We start from the raw sequence: 16,121 nt of genomic DNA on the forward strand, positions 1-16,121 counted from the left end.
CGCGAGTTCGACCAACTCCCCCCTTGGCGGGACTCTTGTGCCATAACCTCTGCACTCACCCGCGCTCTTCGCAAAGATGTCGGCCGTAAGCCGTCCCGCGGCCCGAGCGCGACGGAAGCGACACGAGGAAACGCACATGAGAGACATATCGCTGGACTGGGTGCTCTCGGGCATCGTCGGCCTGGTCGTGCTCGCGGCCTGTGCCGTCGTGTTCCGGAGCCGCCGTACGCACGCCGAGCAGAGCGCCTCGGGCGACTCGTGGGAGCGCAGCGAGGAGCGCCGCCGCCGCAAGGAGGCGATCTACGGCAGCGCGTCGTACGTGCTGCTGTTCTGCTGCGCCGCGGTGGCCGCCGCGCTGTCCTTCCACGGACTGGTCGGCTTCGGCCGGGAGAATCTGAGCCTCAGCGGCGGCTGGGAGTACCTGGTGCCGTTCGGCCTGGACGGGGCGGCCATGTTCTGCTCGGTCCTGGCCGTCCGGGAGGCCAGCCACGGTGACGCGGCGCTCGGTTCGCGCATGCTGGTGTGGCTGTTCGCCGGCGCCGCCGCCTGGTTCAACTGGGTGCACGCGCCGCGCGGGGTGGACCACGCCGGTGCGCCGCAGTTCTTCGCCGGGATGTCGCTGTCGGCCGCGGTGCTCTTCGACCGGGCGCTGAAGCAGACCCGCAGGGCGGCGCTGCGCGAACAGGGCCTGGTGCCGCGCCCGTTGCCTCAGATCCGGATGGTGCGCTGGCTGCGGGCGCCGCGGGAGACCTTCGCGGCCTGGTCGCTCATGCTGCTCGAGGGCGTGCGGTCGCTGGACGAGGCGGTCGAGGAGGTCCGCGAGGACAAGCGGCAGCGCGAGCACAACGAGTCGCGGCAGCGCGACCACGAGCGGCTGGAGCGGGCCAAGATCAAGGCGCTGAACCGGCAGCACCGGCCCTGGCCGCGCGGCGGCGGGGGCGGCCGGCAGGTGGAGCTGCCCGCGGCGGGCGCGGCAGGCGGCCAGACCGCAACGGAGCCTGCTATAGGTACCGGGGTGGAACTGCCTTCCGCAGAGCTGCCGTTGAGGTCCCGGCCGGCGCTGCAGCCGGTGCGTGAGGAGGTGCAGTCCCCGACGGCGGCGGCGCCCGCCACCTTCGACCTGACGGCCGAGGACGACACCATGACGCTGCCGAGGCTCGACTCGTTGGAGCGCAAACTGGAGGAGATGGAGCGGCAGTTCGGCTGACTCACCGCCTGCTGGACAGGTCGAGCCGCGTACGGGCACGGGTGGCCCGTACGCGGCTCGCTGCCTTCCCGGCGGTGGCGGACCGACCGGCGGTGCCACCCGGTCCCGTACGACCGCGGCCGGGTCGCGGCCGGACGACGGGTCGGTGAGGCTGGTCAGGCGGCCGCGGAGCCGAGTTCGAACCAGACCGTCTTGCCGGCGCCGCGCGCCTGGATGCCCCAGGTGTCGGCGAGTGCCTCGACCAGCAGCAGTCCGCGGCCCGAGGTGGCGTCGTCCGCGGGGCGCGCCCCGCCCGGCAGGCGCGGCGGCGGCCGCCTGCCGAGGGTGTCGTGCACCTCGACCCGCAGCCGCCGCGCGGGTTCCGGCGAGAGGGTCGCGGTCAGCACCGCGCCCCCACCGGTGTGCTGGAGGGCGTTGGTGACGATCTCGGTGGCGAGCAGTTCCGCGGTGTCGGCCAGTGCCGGCACTCCCCACTGCCGCAGTTGGTCCCGCAGCCGTCTGCGGGTGTCCGCGATGGCACGAAGATCAGCGCGCCCGACCGCGTAGCGTAAGTGATTCCCCGTGCTTTCCGTGGGACTCCCCCGATCTGGTCCGGACCGATCCCCCTTCGTAAGGAATGCCCATCGGTGCCCGGTCCAGTCATGCGGGCGGGTCCGGTCACCGGGGCGCCGTGCGCGCGGGGTCGAGGGGTGAACTACGCCTAGCCATCGGACCGTTGATAGGTCCGATGTATGACGCGTGGAAGCCTTGACACGGCTCTCCCCTGCCGCCACTGTATGGCCCACTCATCCCCTGTGTTTCTCGGATGTTGCGCCTGTGCCACAAGTCCTGTTACCTCGGGAGGAACCACCCGTGAACCGAAAGCCCCACACTTTCGGCGGTCGCCGAATGATCCGACCATCTGCTCTGGCCACCACCGCGCTGCTGGCAGCCGGCCTGCTCGTACCCGCCGTCGCCCCCACGGCCACGGCGGCGACCGCGACCACCGCATGGCAGAGCGGCGGCTTCCACGTCGACACCCCCAACGTGGTCCGCCGATCCGACATCGTGCTCGGCGCGCCGAACAACCAGGCCGCCCAGTCGCTGCCGCTCGGCAACGGTGCGCTGGGCGTCGCCGCCTGGGCGGCCGGCGGCTTCACCGCCCAGCTCAACCGGGCCGACACCCTGCCGGGCCGCAGGTCGCCAGGACAGGTGCAGATTCCGGGCCTGTCCAAGCTCACCGGCGCCGCCGACTTCAAGGGCACCCTGGACCTCTACACCGGAGTGCTCACCGAGACCGGCGGCGGCATGTCGCTCAAGGCGTGGGTGTCGGCCACCAAGGACGAGCTGGTCGTCGACGTGACCGGCGCCGACCCCAACACCGCCCAGTCCGCCACGGTCAGCCTGTGGTCGGGCCGCAGCCCGCAGGCGGGCGCGTCGGGTTCGGTCGGCACGCTCGCCGAGACCTGGGTGGACAACCAGGAGGCCGGCAACTCGGGCCGCACCTTCGGCTCGCTCGCGGCCCTCTCCGCCGGCGGCCGCAACGTGTCCGCCCAGGTGGTCAACAGCACCCAGGTGAAGGTCAACTTCACCCCGAACACCGACGGTTCCTACCGGGTCGTCGTCGGCGCACCCACCTGGACCGGCGGCAACGCGGCCGGCACCGCGTCCAGCCTGCTCGGCTCCGACGCGACCGCCGCGGAGTCCTCGCTGCTGGGCTCCCAGCAGTCCTGGTGGGCCACCTACTGGGCGAACACCGGCGTCCTGGAGGCCAACTCCTCCGACGGCCAGGCCCAGTACATGGAGACGCTGCGCACCATCTACCTGTTCATGGAGGCCGCCTCGATGCGCGGCACCATCCCGGGCAGCCAGGCGGGCGTCGCCGACATGTTCAACTTCGGCCAGGACCACCAGAGCTGGACGCCGTCCGCGACCTGGCTGTGGAATCTGCGCACCCAGATATCGGCCAACATGTCGTCGGGCAACTTCGCGCTCAACATCCCGATCTTCAATCTCTACCAGAACAACCTGGCCGCCATCGAAGCCTGGACCAAGCAGCAGATGGGTGGCCTGCCCGGTGCCTGCGTGCCGGAGGTGATGCGCTTCAACGGCAACGGCGGCGACCCCGGCCCGGGTGCCAACGCGGCCTGCAGCCAGCCCGGCAGCCCCAACTGGAACGCCCTGGACATCACGTCGGGCGCCGAGATCAGCCTGTACGTGTGGCAGCAGTACCAGGACACCGGTGACCTGAACTTCCTGCGCACGTACTACCCGCTGATGAAGGACTCCGCGGTCTTCCTGCTCGCCTACCAGAAGGTCGGCTCGGACGGGAAGCTGCACGCGGTCGCCAACGCGCACGAGACGCAGTGGGCCGTGCAGGACCCGACCACCGACCTGGCGGCGGACGCGGCGCTCTTCCCCGTGGTGATCAAGGCGGCCCAGCTGCTGAACACCGGCGACAGCTCGCTGATCTCCCAACTGACCACGGCTCAGGGCCAGATACCGCCGTGGGCGCGTACGGACTTCGGCCACACGCAGCTGCTGACACCGTCCGCGGACAGCTCGGGCAACGACGTGATCGCCTGGTCCTACCAGCCGACCGCCCAGACCCGCAACGGCGAGAACATCGACCTGGAACCGGTGTGGCCGTACAACCAGATCACCGACGACCCCGGGGCGCTGCACGACCTCGCCGTACGCACGTACAACCACCGGGTGTTCACCGGCGGCAACGACTGGAGCATGGACGCGATCGACGCGGCCAGGCTGGGCATCGCCGGCGAGGTCGCCGCGAAGCTCGTGTCGATCACCCAGAGTCACCAGGTCTACATCAACGGCCTGGCCGACCTGGGCAACAGCGTCGGCACCGAGGGCTACATCGAGCAGATGTCGGGTGTGGCCACGGCGCTGGACGAGGCGCTGGTGCAGGACTACGACGGGCTGCTGCGTATCGCACCGGCCTGGCCGGCCGGCTGGGACGTCAGCGGCACGGTGTCGGTGCAGGGCAACACCAAGGTCGATGTGCAGGTGCAGGGCGGCACCCCGGTCACGGTCGCCATCCAGGCCGGGTCGTCGCAGACCATGCGCGTGCGCAACCCCTGGGCCGGCCAGGCGATCCAGGTCGTCAACGGCTCGTCCGGCGCGGTCGTCGTGTCGTCCACCACCGCGGGCACCGTCAACGTGCCCGTCTCCGCCGGCCAGTCCTACCTGGTGGAGCGGACCTCCACCCCGACCGGCTCGCTACCGTACGCGCAGGTCGGCGGCTCGCCGGCGACCGCCGCCCGGCACCTGGGCAACGTCCAGATCGGGCTCGACGGCGGGGGCACCAACCCCGGCAGCGGCCCGGTGATCTCGCTGCGGGCGCACGCCAACGGCAACTACGTGACCGCGGACAACGCGGGCGCGTCACCGCTGATCGCCAACCGCACCGCGATCGGCCCCTGGGAGCAGTTCGACGAGATCGACCAGGGCGGCGGCTACATCGCGCTGCGCGCCCACGCCAACAACAAGTACGTCACCGCCGACAACGCCGGCGCCGCGCCGCTGCTGGCCAAGGTCGACGCGGTCGGCACCTGGGAGCAGTTCCAGCTGATCCACAACGGTGACGGCAGCGTCAGCCTCAAGGCGCGCGTCAACAGCGACTACGTGACCGCGGAGAGCGCCGGCGCCTCGGCGCTGATCGCCAACCGCACCGCGATCGGCCCCTGGGAGGAGTTCGACCTGATCACCGGCTGACTCCGTACGCCCTCGTGCCGCGCCCGTGCCGCGCCCGTGAACGACTCTACGGGCGCGGCACGTTGCGCAGATTCGCGCGGGCCATCTGCACCATCCGCCCGACGCCGCCGTCCAGCACCACCTTGCCGACCGACAGCGCGAACCCGCCGATCTGCTCACCGGTGATCTTGGGCGGCAGGGACAGCGCGTGCGGGTCGGTGACCACGTCGACCAGGGCCGGGCCCTTGTACCGGAAGGCGTCCTTGAGCGCGGAACGCAGCTCCTTGGGCTTCTCCACCCGCACCCCGTACGCGCCCGCCGCGCGGGCCACCGCGGCGAAGTCCGGGTTGACGTTGGTGGTGCCGTAGGCGGGCAGGCCCTCGACCATCATCTCCAACTCGACCATGCCGAGCGAGGAGTTGTTGAACAGCACGACCTTCACCGGCAGGTCGTACTGCACCAGGGTGAGGAAGTCCCCCATCAGCATGGTGAATCCGCCGTCGCCCGACATCGACACCACCTGCCGCCGCCGGTCCAGGAACTGCGCGCCGATCGCCTGCGGCAGCGCGTTGGCCATCGAGCCGTGGGTGAAGGAACCGATCACCCGGCGCCTGCCGTTGGGCGTCAGGTAGCGGGCCGCCCACACGTTGCACATCCCGGTGTCGACGGTGAAGACCGCGTCGTCCGCGGCCTCCTCGTCCAGCACCGAGGCCACGTACTCGGGGTGGATCGGCACATGCTTGTCGACCTTGCGGGTGTACGCCTTGACGACGCCCTCCAGCGCTTCGCTGTGCTTCTTCAGCATCCGGTCCAGGAAGCGCCGGTCGGACTTCGCCCGCACCCTCGGCGTCAGGCAGCGCAGCGTCTCGCCCGCGTCGCCCCACACCGCGAGGTCCAGCTTCGAGCGGCGCCCCAGGTTCTCGGCCCGCACGTCGACCTGGACGATGGTCACGTCGTCTGGCAGGAAGGCGTTGTACGGGAAGTCGGTGCCCAGCAGGATCAGCAGGTCGCACTCGTGCATCGCCTCGTACGCGGCCCCGTAGCCGAGCAGTCCGCTCATGCCGACGTCGTACGGGTTGTCGAACTGGATCCACTCCTTGCCGCGCAGGGCGTGCCCCACCGGTGCCTTGACGCGTTCCGCGAAGGCCATCACCTCGTCGTGCGCGCCCGCCGTGCCGCTGCCGCAGAACAGCGTGATCCGCCGGGCGCTGTCCACCAGCCGTGCCAGCGCGTCGATCTCGGCGTCGCCGGGCCGGACCGTCGGGCGCCGGGTGACCAGCGCGTGCTCGATGCTGCGCTGTGGCGCCGGGTGCGCGGCGATGTCGCCCGGCAGGCTGATCACCGACACCCCGCCGCGGCCCACCGCGTGCTGGATCGCGGTCTGCAGCACCCGCGGCATCTGGGCGGCGCTGGAGATCAGCTCGCTGTAGTAGCTGCACTCGGCGAACAGCCGGTCGGGGTGCGTCTCCTGGAAGTAGCCCGTGCCGATCTCGCTGCTCGGGATGTGCGAGGCCAGCGCGAGCACCGGGGCCATCGAGCGGTGGGCGTCGAACAGGCCGTTGATCAGGTGCAGGTTGCCCGGACCGCAGGACCCGGCGCAGGCGGCCAGCCGCCCGGTCAGCTGGGCCTCCGCGCCCGCGGCGAAGGCCGCCGTCTCCTCGTGCCTGACGTGCACCCATTCGAGGGCACGGCTGCGGCGGACGGCGTCCACCACCGGGTTCAGGCTGTCGCCCACCACGCCGTAGAGCCGCCGCACGCCCGCGCGTACCAGGATGTCGATGAACTGCTCGGCCACCGTCTGCTTTGCCATGTACCCATCTCCGCACGCCGCCCGCGGCGGCGCATCCCGGGTCAGGCGTCCCAGACGGTCACCGCCGTACGGTCGTCGGCGTATCCCTTGACGCGGGTCTGCGTGTCGGCCAGATAGGCCGCCAGGCCCGGCACCCGGCCGCCGCCCCAGCGCTCGGCCAGATGGGCGGCCAGCGCCGGTTCGCCGCGCAGCGGCTCCGCCAGACCCGCGCTGCACATCACCAGCGCGTCACCCGGCTGGGCGACGGTCGCCCGGAAGCGGAAGGGGACCGCGGTGCCGTCCGGTGCCAGGTCCAGGTCCTGCCAGTCCCCCGCCCTGATACGGAACAGGCCGCCGTCGCCCACCCCGAAGAACAGCCGGACCGGGCACGCCGGGTCCGCGGGCAGCAGCAGGCAGCGCAGCGACGCCGTGTACGCGCCCTCGTCCAGCCCGAGATCCTCACCGCGGGCACGCAACCGGCCGTAGCAGCGGTCCGTCAACCGGTGCAGCCCCGACTTCAGCGAGCCGCGCCGGGCCGCCCGCATGTCCTGCGCCAGCCGCTCCCGGCTGCGCCCCACCGCCCCGGCGATCCACCGCACCGCGTCCTGCGCGGCCCGATGCGCGTCGTCGGCGGCCCGCGCCCCACTGGCCATCGCGACCAGCAGCAGGGCGTCGTCCCCGGTGCCGAAGCGGGCGGTCAGCAGCGCGTCCCTGCGCGGCTGCCCCCGATATCGCGCGGAATCCCCGCGCACGCTCACCGTCCTGACGGTGAGGCCGCCGTACTCCGCCCCGTCGAGCACGGTGTCCGCCACCAGCCCGTCCAGCCCGTCCGGATCCGCCTCCGGCCAAGCGGTCGGCTCCGCCGCATACGTCGGCGCCCCGCCCCCCACGACCGCGGCGGCCGGCTCCCCCACCCCGTCGGCAGCCACCCACCCGGGCGGCAACTCCGGCGCCCACCGCACGCCCCCTTCCCCGAACACCGTCTCCCCCCACCTCTCGGCCCCCCGCGGCGCGGGCACCCCACCGCTGTCGCGCACGGCGGGGAGCGCCGTCGCCTGGCCGGCGGGGTTACGGTCGGCGCCACCGGGCGCGGGCGGGTGGGCCGGACCGGGGTCCGCGGCGCGCGGGTCGCCTGCGGGCGCGTCGGCGGCACCGGTCGCCGGCGGGGGCGCCTGGACGGCGGGCGGAACGCTGGAATCGGCGGCAGCGGGCCACGGAACCCGCGGGGCGCCTTGGTCGCGCCCGAACGCGTCGCCCGGCGTGCCGTACGCGCCGGGACCGCCCGCGCCAGGCCCGGCGCCGGAGTCGGCAACCGGCGGAGCTTCCATGTGACGCCCGGAGGCGTCGCCCTCGCCGTGAGCCCCGTCGGCACCGTCCACGAACGGGGACGGTCCGGCGGCGAAAGCGTCGGCAGGAGGCCAAGGGACCCGCGGGGCACCCGGAGCGTCACGACCAGAGCCATCGCCCGGGCCACCGTACGACCCGGCCGCATCACTCACGGGCGCGGGCCCGGCGACCGGCGAGGCGTCCTGACCGGACGGATCGGCGACGAAGACATCGACCGGCCATGGGGCCGAGGCACCCGGAGCGTCACGACCAGGGTCATCGCCCCGGCCACCGTACGACCCGGCCGTACCGGTCACGGGCGCAGACCCGGCGACCGGCGGGGCGCCCTGACCAGACGCAGCGGCCTGCCCGCCGGGGGCCTGCTCGGACGGATCGGCCGCGAAAGCATCGGCCGGAGGCCACGGAAGCTGCGGCGCGCCCGGGTCGTCACGACCGGCGCCGTCGCCCCGGCCACCGTACGACCCGGCCGAATCGCTCACAGGCTCAGGCCCGGCGACCGGCGGAGCTTCCTGACCCGGCGGATCGGCCTCCCCGCCGGGGGCCTGCTCGGACGGATCGGCGACGAAAGCGTCAGTTGGAGGCCACGGGGCCGGGACACCCGGGTCTTCGCGGCCGGAGCCCTCGCCGGGCTGACCCGCAGACGTGCCGGCGGCGTCATTCACCGCATCGGGGGGCTGCGGGGCGGGTGAGGGGGACGTCCAGGGCTCGGCGGGGCGGAGGGTCACGCCGGGGGCCTCGGGGGTGGGGCGCACGCCGTCCGGTCGGCGGGGGGACCTCGGGACGGGCCAACCGGCCGGCGGCGGGGGCGGGACGGGCGCCCAGGCTTCCGCGGGGGCGGGCGGCGCGTCGCCCCAGGGGTGCCGCGCCGGGGGCGGCTCGGGCCGGTCGGTCGGCTCGGTCCTCTCCTGGAAGGCGGGCTGCGCCGACAACGCGTCCCAAGGGCGCACCGGGTCGGGGTCCGGGACGTCGTCGTCCTCGTGCTCCGGCGCCGGGAACATCGGCCGAGCCGACCAGGCGTCCCACGGCGGCGGCGCCGGGCTCTCTTCCGCGTCACGGGTGTCCGCCTCCCGCGACACCCGCTCGGATGCCGGGTCCGCGTCCCGCGCGAGCCCGGCCGGCTCGTCCCGTTCCGGCCCGGCGCCCCCGGCGTACGGCACCTCCGCCGCAGGGAGCGGGCCCGGCTCACGCTCCTCCGGAGCCTCCGCCGGGGCGTCGGGCTGGGCACGCGGCGCCGGCGAAGGTGTGCGGGTCGGGCGGGGCCAGGAAGGGGGCGGAGGCGGGGCGGTGGGGCGGCGGAGCCGCAGGGTGTCGGCGGCCGAGGGGGCCGGCGGGGGCGGCGTCATCGCTGAAAGGGCCGAGTCGAAGTGCGCGTCGATCGAGTCCGACGCGGCCGGCGCCGCACCGCCGACCGCCTCGTCGTCGTACAACTGCCCCCACCAGTCGTCTTCTTGACCTTGGCGCGACTCCCCCTGCTGGCTCATGCCCTTATTGTCCACCGCCCGGGCCGCCGGGAAACGTGGAAACGCCGCGCCGCCTCCACTCGCACCCGTCACACCGGCAACTTCGCCCGCCCCGCCAGGCGAGCGACGCCGGAATCCGGCAGGGTGGAATCCATGGGGACCGCACAGGCGAGCCTGATCGGCGCGGTGATGCTGCTCGGCCTCGTCGGCGTGGCGGTCCCCGGCGTGCCGGGAACGCTGCTGTGCTGGGCCGCCGTGCTGTGGTGGGCGACGTCCGAGCACACCAGCCTCACCTGGGGCGTGCTCGCCGGGGCGACGGGGCTGCTCGCGGTCACGCAGGTCGTGGTCTGGCTGCTGCCGGCCCGCCGGATCCGTGAGTCGGGCATCACCTGGCGCACGGTGGTGGATGCCGCGGCCGTCGCGATCGTGGGCTTCTTCGTGCTGCCGGTGCTCGGCGCGGTCATCGGCTTCGTCGGCAGCATCTACGTCACCGAGCGGGTACGCCTGGGCGGAGGGCACCGGACGGCCTGGACGGCGACCAGGCGGGCGATGCGCACGGTCGGCGGCTCCGTGCTGGTCGAGCTGCTGGCCTGCCTCCTGGTGACGGCCACCTGGCTGATCGCGACCATCGTGACCTGAGCGCCCGGGGCAGCCCGAGCGACCCGAGCGACGCCAGCGGCCGAGCCGCCCGCGCACCCCCTGCACCCCCTGCACCCGAACGCCCGAGCCGCCCGCGCACCCGCGCGGCCCGAGCCCCGGCCGGCTCGGCGGCGTATCCGCCCCCCAAGCCCCAAGCCGCGCCCCGCGACTTTCAGCCGCGGAAAGTTTCGGCCACCCCGGCGCCGTCGCCGCAGCTCCGCGCCTCCCGCAGTGGTCTGGACCACTACGGAAATCCTGAACCCCTTTACGCCAGAGGGAAGTTCATGCGTCACTCATGACGCGTTCACATCAATCACCCCGCGCGCACCGCACCGCCCCGCACCATCGTGCACGCAACGGCACCACCGCGCGACCACGCAGCCCCACGGGCATCCCCCGCCAGACCGCCCCGCCGCCACCCCGCCGAAGCGGTGGCGGCCGCCGACCGCTCGCACGCTACGCGAGTAGACGCGAGCAGACCCCCCGGTCGGACGAGCCCGGCGTAGGCGCGCGGCCCCCGCCCCCGCACCACCCCAACGTGCCTGGAGGAAAGCCTTGTTCTCCCCAATCCGCACCACCCCTGCCGCCCGGCGGAAACTGCTGGCGGCCGGAGTCCTCGGCGCGACCATGGCGCTCGCCGCGACGATGTCGGCGGGCACGGCCAGTGCCCGTACGCTCCCGTCGGGCAGCAACATCCCGCTCGGCGGCGGTTACATGGGCGTCGGCTACGCCCAGGACAGCAAGGCGGCCTTCACGCCGGACACCCGGCAGCTCGACCTCGGCGCCCCCGCCGCCGTGACGCCGAACGCCGCGTCCCCGGTGGGAATCGACGTCTCGCACTACCAGGGGACGATCAACTGGACGTCGGTGAAGTCGGCCGGCATCAGCTTCGCCTACATCAAGGCCACCGAGAGCACCACGTACAAGGACCCGACCTTCAACGCGGACTACCTGAACGCCTACAACGCCAAGGTGATCAGGGGCGCCTACCACTTCGCGCGGCCCGACCTGTCCTCCGGCGCGGCGCAGGCCAACTACTTCGCGAGCAACGGCGGCGCCTGGTCGGCGGACAACCTCACGCTGCCCGGGATGCTGGACCTCGAAGGCGGCTGCTACAGCAAGTCGGCCGCGTCGATGCAGTCGTGGATCCTGGACTTCTACAACACCTACAAGTCCAGGACTGGCCGCGACGTCGTCATCTACACCAGCGCGAGCTGGTGGAACTCGTGCACCGGCGGCTGGGGCGGCATGTCCGCCAGGAGCCCGCTGAACGTGGCGCACTGGACCACGGCGGCCAGCCCCACCATCCCGAGCGGCTTCCCGTACTGGACGTTCTGGCAGTACTCCGACTCCGGTTCGGTGAGCGGCATCTCGGGTGCCGTCGACCGCGACCGCTTCAGCGCCAGCAGCGCCCGCCTGCTGGCCCTGGCCAACAACACCCCCTGACGTGGCGGGCGGTACTCCGGCCGGGTGAACCGGCCGGAGTACCGGACCGGCCCGCAGCCCGGACCGGCGGGCAGCCCAGGAGGGCCGGGAAACCGCTCTCCCGGGGCGCTGTCCGACCTGCGGCCTAGGTCTCGCCTGGGCCGCAGGTCCGATGAACGCGCCCCACCGCCGTGTGAGGCTTGATCCATGACGACGACAACCGCACGGACGGAACTCGACGAGGCCGAGTTGGCCTATCTGGGCGACCAGCGCCTCGGCCGGCTGGCGACCGTGGACGCGAAGGGCCGGCCGCAGGCGAACCCGGTCGGTTTCCTCCTGCGCCCCGACAGCACGATCGACATCGCCGGTTATGCGATGGGCACCACCAAGAAGTGGCGGAACATCGCGGCCAACCCCCATGTCTCGCTGGTCGTGGACGACATCGCCAGCGTCACGCCGTGGAAGGTGCGCGGGGTGGAGATCCGCGGCACCGCCGAGCAGATCGTCGGCCCGCACGACTACGGGGCGCACCTCAGCCCGGAGCTGATCAGGATCACGCCCTACGCCATTTACAGCTGGGGCCTGGACGGCTGAGACCGGTCCGCCGAGCCCCGCGGGACGCACCCTCGCGGGGTAAAGCTCACGCTATGAAATAAGAGAGCGCTCTCACGCAACGCCGGGTGACCCGATACGCTGTCCGTGCCGATCCCGGAACTTTTCGTTATCCGTGCGCGAAGGAGCCCTCCCCGTGTCCGACCCGACGTTCGCGGCCCGCCCCACCCTTGAGGAAGTCGCGGCGCGGGCCGGGGTGTCGCGGGCGACGGCCTCGCGGGTGGTCAACGGCAGCGACGGCGTGCGTGCGCCGCTGGTCGAACGGGTGCGCGCGGCTGTCGACGAGCTGGGCTACGTCCCCAACCAGGCGGCCCGCACCCTGGTCACCCGGCGCAACGGAGCGGTCGCCGTGGTGGTCGCCGAGCCCGAGACGCGGTTCTTCGCCGACCCCTTCTTCGCCCAGCAGGTGCGCGGCATCAGCAAGGAACTGACCGCGCATGACAACCAGTTGGTGCTGCTGCTCACCGAGGGCGTCGCCGACTACGAGCGGGTGGGCCGCTATCTGGCGGGCGGGCACGTGGACGGCGCGCTGATCTTCTCGCTGCACGACGACGACTCGCTGCCGGTGATGGCCCGCAAGGCCGGGGTGGCCACCGTGATAGGCGGCCGGCCCGGCTGGTCGGACGCCGAACCGGGGCCGACCACGCTCTACGTGGACTGCGACAACCGGGGCGGCGCGCGCGACGCCGTACGCCACCTGCTGAACCTCGGCCGCCGGCGCATCGCGCACATCGCGGGTCCGCTGGACCAGACCGCCTCGATCGACCGGCTCGACGGCTTCCGCGACATGCTGCCGCACATCGACCCCGGCCTGATCGCCGAGGGCGACTTCACCCCTGAGGGCGGCTCGCTGGCGATGGAGCTGCTGCTGGAGCGCTTCCCCGACCTCGACGCGGTCTTCGCCGCCTCCGACATGATGGCGTCGGGCGCGCTGCGGGTGCTGCGGCAGCGCGGCCTGCGGGTGCCGCAGGACGTGGCAGTGATCGGCTTCGACGACATCGTCTCGGTCGCCGAGTGGACCGACCCGCCGCTGACCACGATCCGCCAGGACATCGAGGAGATGGGCCGGATGATGGCGCGGCTGCTGCTGCGCGCCCTGGAGCCGTCCGCCACCCCCGGCGCGGTGTCCGCGCTGACCCCGATCATCACCCCCACCCAGCTGGTGGTACGCGCCTCCGCCTGACGGGCAGTCCCCCGCCGACCCCATCACCGCCGGACCGTACGGTCGTTCGACCGCGGGCCGGTGAAGCCGCGGCTCTTTCCTGTGGGTTGGAAACGCCGGGCAACGGGAATGTCACGGGAAGGCAGCGAACGTGAGGGTGCGGTGAAGACCGCACCGGGAGACGAGGAGGACTGTCATGGCCTACTCCGTGATCCTCGGGATCGTGATCGTCGCACTGGTGGTGGCCGGGGTCATCGGTTCGTTCTGGAGTGCCGGCAGCCCCCTCGCGGTGCGCCGCCGCCACGGACGTGGCGGCGGCGCGGGATGACGCCACCCGGCTGCCGCAGCGGGCCCCGGGTGACGCCGGGAGGTCAGCCCATCCTGCGGTGACCGCCGCCTCCGCCGCGCTTGCGCTCGTACATCTCGCGGCCCGCCGCCGACCGCTGCTTCCACTCGCGCCGCAGTTCCGCGCGCAGCCGCTGGTCGGTGCGTGAGGCGATCCAGGCGTTCTCGCGCAGCAGCTTGCGGTAGCTGTCGAGCCGCCGGTGCGGCAGGATGCCGTCGTCGAGCGCGGCCAGTACCGCGCAGCCCGGTTCCGCCTGGTGCGAGCAGTCCTGGAAGCGGCAGTCCGCGGCCAGTTGCTCGATCTCCGCGAAGACCTGGCCGACCCCGGACTCGGCGTCCCACAGCCCGACACCGCGCAGCCCCGGGGTGTCGATGAGCACCCCGCCGCCGGGAAGTGCCAGCAGGTCGCGGGTGGTCGTGGTGTGCCGGCCCTTGCCGTCGGCGTCCCTGGTGGCCTGCACCACCTGGACCTCGCGCCCCAACAGGGCGTTGGTCAGGGTGGACTTGCCGGCTCCCGACTGCCCGAGCAGCACCGAGCTGCCGCCGGACAGCACGGCGGCCAGGGTGTCGAGTCCGGCGCCGGTGGCCGCGCTGACGGCCAGGACCCGCACTCCGGGCGCCGCCGCCTCGGCGTCGGCCAGCAGATACGTGGTGTCGTCCAGGGTGTCCGCCTTGGTGAGCACCACCACCGGTACGGCGCCGCTCTCCCAGGCCAGCGACAGGAAGCGTTCGAGCCGCCCGAGGTCGAGTTCGGCCGCGAGCGACACGCAGATCACCACATGGTCGAGGTTGGCGGCCAGTACCTGGCCCTCGGAGCGCTTGGAGGAGGTGGAGCGGACATAGGCGGTGCGCCGCGGCAGCAGCGTACGGACGAAGCGCGGGTCGCCGTCCGGATCGACGGCGGCCCAGTCGCCGGTGCACACCACCCGCATCGGGTCGTTCGGCGTCACCAGCGAACTGTCCGCCCTGACGGGGCCGTCGGCGGTGAAGAGGTCGCACATGGCGCGGTCCACCCGCACCACCCGCCCCGCCACCAGGCCCTGTTCGGCGTACGGCGCGAACTCCGCCTCCCACACGTCGTCCCAGCCGTAGGGCACGAGGGCATGCGAGGAGGCGTCACGAAAAGAGAAAGACAAGGGGGAACCCTTCGGGGAACGGGTGGCCCCGGCACCGCGCGCCCGGCGCGCGGCAAGGAGGAAAGAGGTCAGCCGGAGACCACGGGAGTGCTTGGCACGATCTGCTGAATACGGGCAGCGCCCAGTACGAAGACAGCCATCGGTCCACACCTCCCCGGTCACGTCGACGGCCGACGCGGCAGCCTGCCGGCTCCCGCAGCGAACACCTCGGACGGTAGCCCCTCCGCTCGATGCGCGCCACCTGTTTTTCCCGCCGCACCGGCACCGGGGCGAGAGCCAGGAGCCGGGTGCCGCCGCTGAAGCCCGCCACGCGACCGGATCCCCCGGCGCGCACCGTCACGGGGCGTCGGGGAACCGGGAGGCGAGGTAGGCGCGGCGGGCGTCGACGGCTTCCTGGAGGTCGGTCAGCGGGTCGAAGGACAGGTCGCCGATCGGGCCGCGGCCGGAGGCCAGCAGATGGTGGGCGCCGAGGTCCGCACGCAGGAACCACCTCCCGGAGGGGTGCCGCCGCAAGGTGCCCGGCTGCGGGGTGCCCGCGATGTCGGCCGTGACCTGTTCGGTCGCCGCCGAGCGGGGGGCGTCGGGTTCTTCGGGTTCTGCGAGTTCGTCGGGGGAGAAGTCCTGGCCGGGCAGGTCCCGCCAGGTGGTGACCCTGATGTGCGGCTGGTCGGTGTCCCAGGTGCCGTAGGCGAGGGTCAGCGACTGCAGGTTCCCGTCGACGGTGTGGTGCTCGGCCAGCGTGCAGGGGGTGAGCCACGGCGTCCGCAGGCGGTAGACGGGGTCCGGGCTCTCGCGGAAGGACCGCTCCAGGGTCTCGTACATCGCCTTGCGAAGGGCGCTTGTCCGATCGTCGGAATCACTGCGGTTCATGCCTCCAGACTGGCAGCCGGCCGCGGTCCGCCGGGTGCGAACGCACCGTTCCGCATCCCGGGCCTGCGGCGGGGGGCGCGGGCCGGCGAGCTTCCCGAGGTGTGCGGCCGGGGCGCCTGCGGCCGTCCTGTGCAGAAGCATTGACAGTGATCAGGCCTTGCATGAGACTCCCCCCGGAGAGCGCTCTCCCGGCTTCGTCACGAGGCACACACCCCCCATGGAGATGCATATGAGCCTCCTGTCCCTCTTCCTGCGCGGCGTTCGACGCAGAAGACCCTTACTGGCCGCTCTGGTGGCGGCCGTCGTCGTGGCGGCCGGGGCGATCACCGCCACCTCGGGGACCGCCCACGCCGCGCCTTCGCTGCTGTCGCAGGGGAAGACCGCGACGGCCTCCTCCACCGAGAACGCCGGGACCCCCGCCTCGGCAGCCGTCGAC

Annotated in this window: 13 protein-coding genes and 1 pseudogene; 9 read left to right on the top strand and 5 right to left on the bottom strand. The window is 72.9% G+C overall.

Features of this window, described 5'->3' with window-relative positions; all coding sequences use genetic code 11:
• Positions 1-136: 136 nt before the first annotated feature.
• On the top strand, positions 137-1,207 hold the full coding sequence (locus BUE44_RS19805; RefSeq protein ID WP_073500278.1) for a DUF2637 domain-containing protein: 1,071 nt from the start codon (positions 137-139) through the stop codon (positions 1,205-1,207).
• 155 nt (positions 1,208-1,362) lie between these two features.
• Here BUE44_RS19805 and BUE44_RS39585 read toward each other — a convergent pair whose 3' ends face one another.
• Entirely contained in the window at positions 1,363-1,992 is a 630-nt protein-coding gene (locus BUE44_RS39585; protein ID WP_322940375.1) for an ATP-binding protein, read from the bottom strand.
• A 103-nt stretch (positions 1,993-2,095) separates the two neighbouring features.
• On the opposite strand from BUE44_RS39585, the gene BUE44_RS36540 reads away from it, so the two are divergent.
• Complete coding sequence (locus BUE44_RS36540; protein WP_073500279.1) at positions 2,096-4,921, top strand: hypothetical protein; 2,826 nt, start codon at positions 2,096-2,098, stop codon at positions 4,919-4,921.
• Between the two features lie 46 nt (positions 4,922-4,967).
• Here the strand turns inward: BUE44_RS36540 and BUE44_RS19820 are convergent, their stop codons facing one another.
• A complete protein-coding gene (locus tag BUE44_RS19820) occupies positions 4,968-6,710 on the bottom strand; it encodes a pyruvate dehydrogenase (protein WP_073500280.1) in 1,743 nt (580 codons plus the stop codon).
• Positions 6,711-6,751: 41 nt separating this feature from the next.
• A complete protein-coding gene (locus BUE44_RS38600; RefSeq protein ID WP_322940377.1) occupies positions 6,752-7,651 on the bottom strand; it encodes a protein phosphatase 2C domain-containing protein in 900 nt (299 codons plus the stop codon).
• A gap of 1,690 nt (positions 7,652-9,341) precedes the next feature.
• Between BUE44_RS38600 and BUE44_RS37535 the strand changes: the two genes are divergently transcribed.
• The 6 genes from BUE44_RS37535 to BUE44_RS39290 all read left to right on the top strand — a co-directional run bounded on the left by BUE44_RS37535 (position 9,342) and on the right by BUE44_RS39290 (position 13,662).
• Positions 9,342-9,488 carry a hypothetical protein gene (locus BUE44_RS37535; RefSeq protein ID WP_159450273.1) on the top strand — a complete coding sequence of 49 codons (147 nt, stop codon included), beginning with the start codon at positions 9,342-9,344 and terminating at the stop codon, positions 9,486-9,488.
• A 161-nt stretch (positions 9,489-9,649) separates the two neighbouring features.
• Entirely contained in the window at positions 9,650-10,135 is a 486-nt protein-coding gene (locus tag BUE44_RS19840) for a DUF456 domain-containing protein (RefSeq protein ID WP_073500283.1), read from the top strand.
• Positions 10,136-10,762: 627 nt separating this feature from the next.
• Positions 10,763-11,581 (top strand): GH25 family lysozyme, encoded by an 819-nt coding sequence (locus BUE44_RS19845; RefSeq protein WP_079189896.1) that lies wholly within the window; start codon positions 10,763-10,765, stop codon positions 11,579-11,581.
• A gap of 186 nt (positions 11,582-11,767) precedes the next feature.
• Complete coding sequence (locus BUE44_RS19850) at positions 11,768-12,154, top strand: PPOX class F420-dependent oxidoreductase (protein ID WP_073500285.1); 387 nt, start codon at positions 11,768-11,770, stop codon at positions 12,152-12,154.
• A 154-nt stretch (positions 12,155-12,308) separates the two neighbouring features.
• Positions 12,309-13,355 carry a LacI family DNA-binding transcriptional regulator gene (locus BUE44_RS19855; protein ID WP_073500286.1) on the top strand — a complete coding sequence of 349 codons (1,047 nt, stop codon included), beginning with the start codon at positions 12,309-12,311 and terminating at the stop codon, positions 13,353-13,355.
• A 175-nt stretch (positions 13,356-13,530) separates the two neighbouring features.
• Complete coding sequence (locus BUE44_RS39290; RefSeq protein WP_265737162.1) at positions 13,531-13,662, top strand: hypothetical protein; 132 nt, start codon at positions 13,531-13,533, stop codon at positions 13,660-13,662.
• Positions 13,663-13,705: 43 nt separating this feature from the next.
• Here BUE44_RS39290 and rsgA read toward each other — a convergent pair whose 3' ends face one another.
• Positions 13,706-14,776: a ribosome small subunit-dependent GTPase A gene (rsgA, locus tag BUE44_RS19860; RefSeq protein WP_079189887.1), complete on the bottom strand. Its 1,071-nt coding sequence runs from the start codon at positions 14,774-14,776 to the stop codon at positions 13,706-13,708.
• A gap of 375 nt (positions 14,777-15,151) precedes the next feature.
• Positions 15,152-15,685, bottom strand: coding sequence for a hypothetical protein (locus BUE44_RS19865; protein WP_143172532.1), 534 nt, complete (start codon positions 15,683-15,685; stop codon positions 15,152-15,154).
• Between the two features lie 229 nt (positions 15,686-15,914).
• Here BUE44_RS19865 and BUE44_RS37085 point away from each other — a divergent pair.
• Positions 15,915-16,121: pseudogene (locus tag BUE44_RS37085) on the top strand (hypothetical protein); the annotation flags it as partial.

The sequence above is a fragment of the Actinacidiphila paucisporea genome, assembly GCF_900142575.1.
Classification (GTDB): Bacteria; Actinomycetota; Actinomycetes; order Streptomycetales; family Streptomycetaceae; genus Actinacidiphila; species Actinacidiphila paucisporea.

Excerpts from the sequence above, each read along its gene's own strand:
- BUE44_RS19805 (WP_073500278.1), top strand. The coding sequence starts at position 137 with ATGAGAGACATATCGCTGGACTGGGTGCTCTCGGGCATCGTCGGCCTG.
- BUE44_RS19865 (WP_143172532.1), bottom strand. The coding sequence starts at position 15,685 with ATGAACCGCAGTGATTCCGACGATCGGACAAGCGCCCTTCGCAAGGCG.
- BUE44_RS19850 (WP_073500285.1), top strand. The coding sequence starts at position 11,768 with ATGACGACGACAACCGCACGGACGGAACTCGACGAGGCCGAGTTGGCC.
- BUE44_RS19840 (WP_073500283.1), top strand. The coding sequence starts at position 9,650 with ATGGGGACCGCACAGGCGAGCCTGATCGGCGCGGTGATGCTGCTCGGC.
- BUE44_RS36540 (WP_073500279.1), top strand. The coding sequence starts at position 2,096 with ATGATCCGACCATCTGCTCTGGCCACCACCGCGCTGCTGGCAGCCGGC.
- BUE44_RS39290 (WP_265737162.1), top strand. The coding sequence starts at position 13,531 with ATGGCCTACTCCGTGATCCTCGGGATCGTGATCGTCGCACTGGTGGTG.
- BUE44_RS19820 (WP_073500280.1), bottom strand. The coding sequence starts at position 6,710 with ATGGCAAAGCAGACGGTGGCCGAGCAGTTCATCGACATCCTGGTACGC.
- BUE44_RS19845 (WP_079189896.1), top strand. The coding sequence starts at position 10,763 with ATGGCGCTCGCCGCGACGATGTCGGCGGGCACGGCCAGTGCCCGTACG.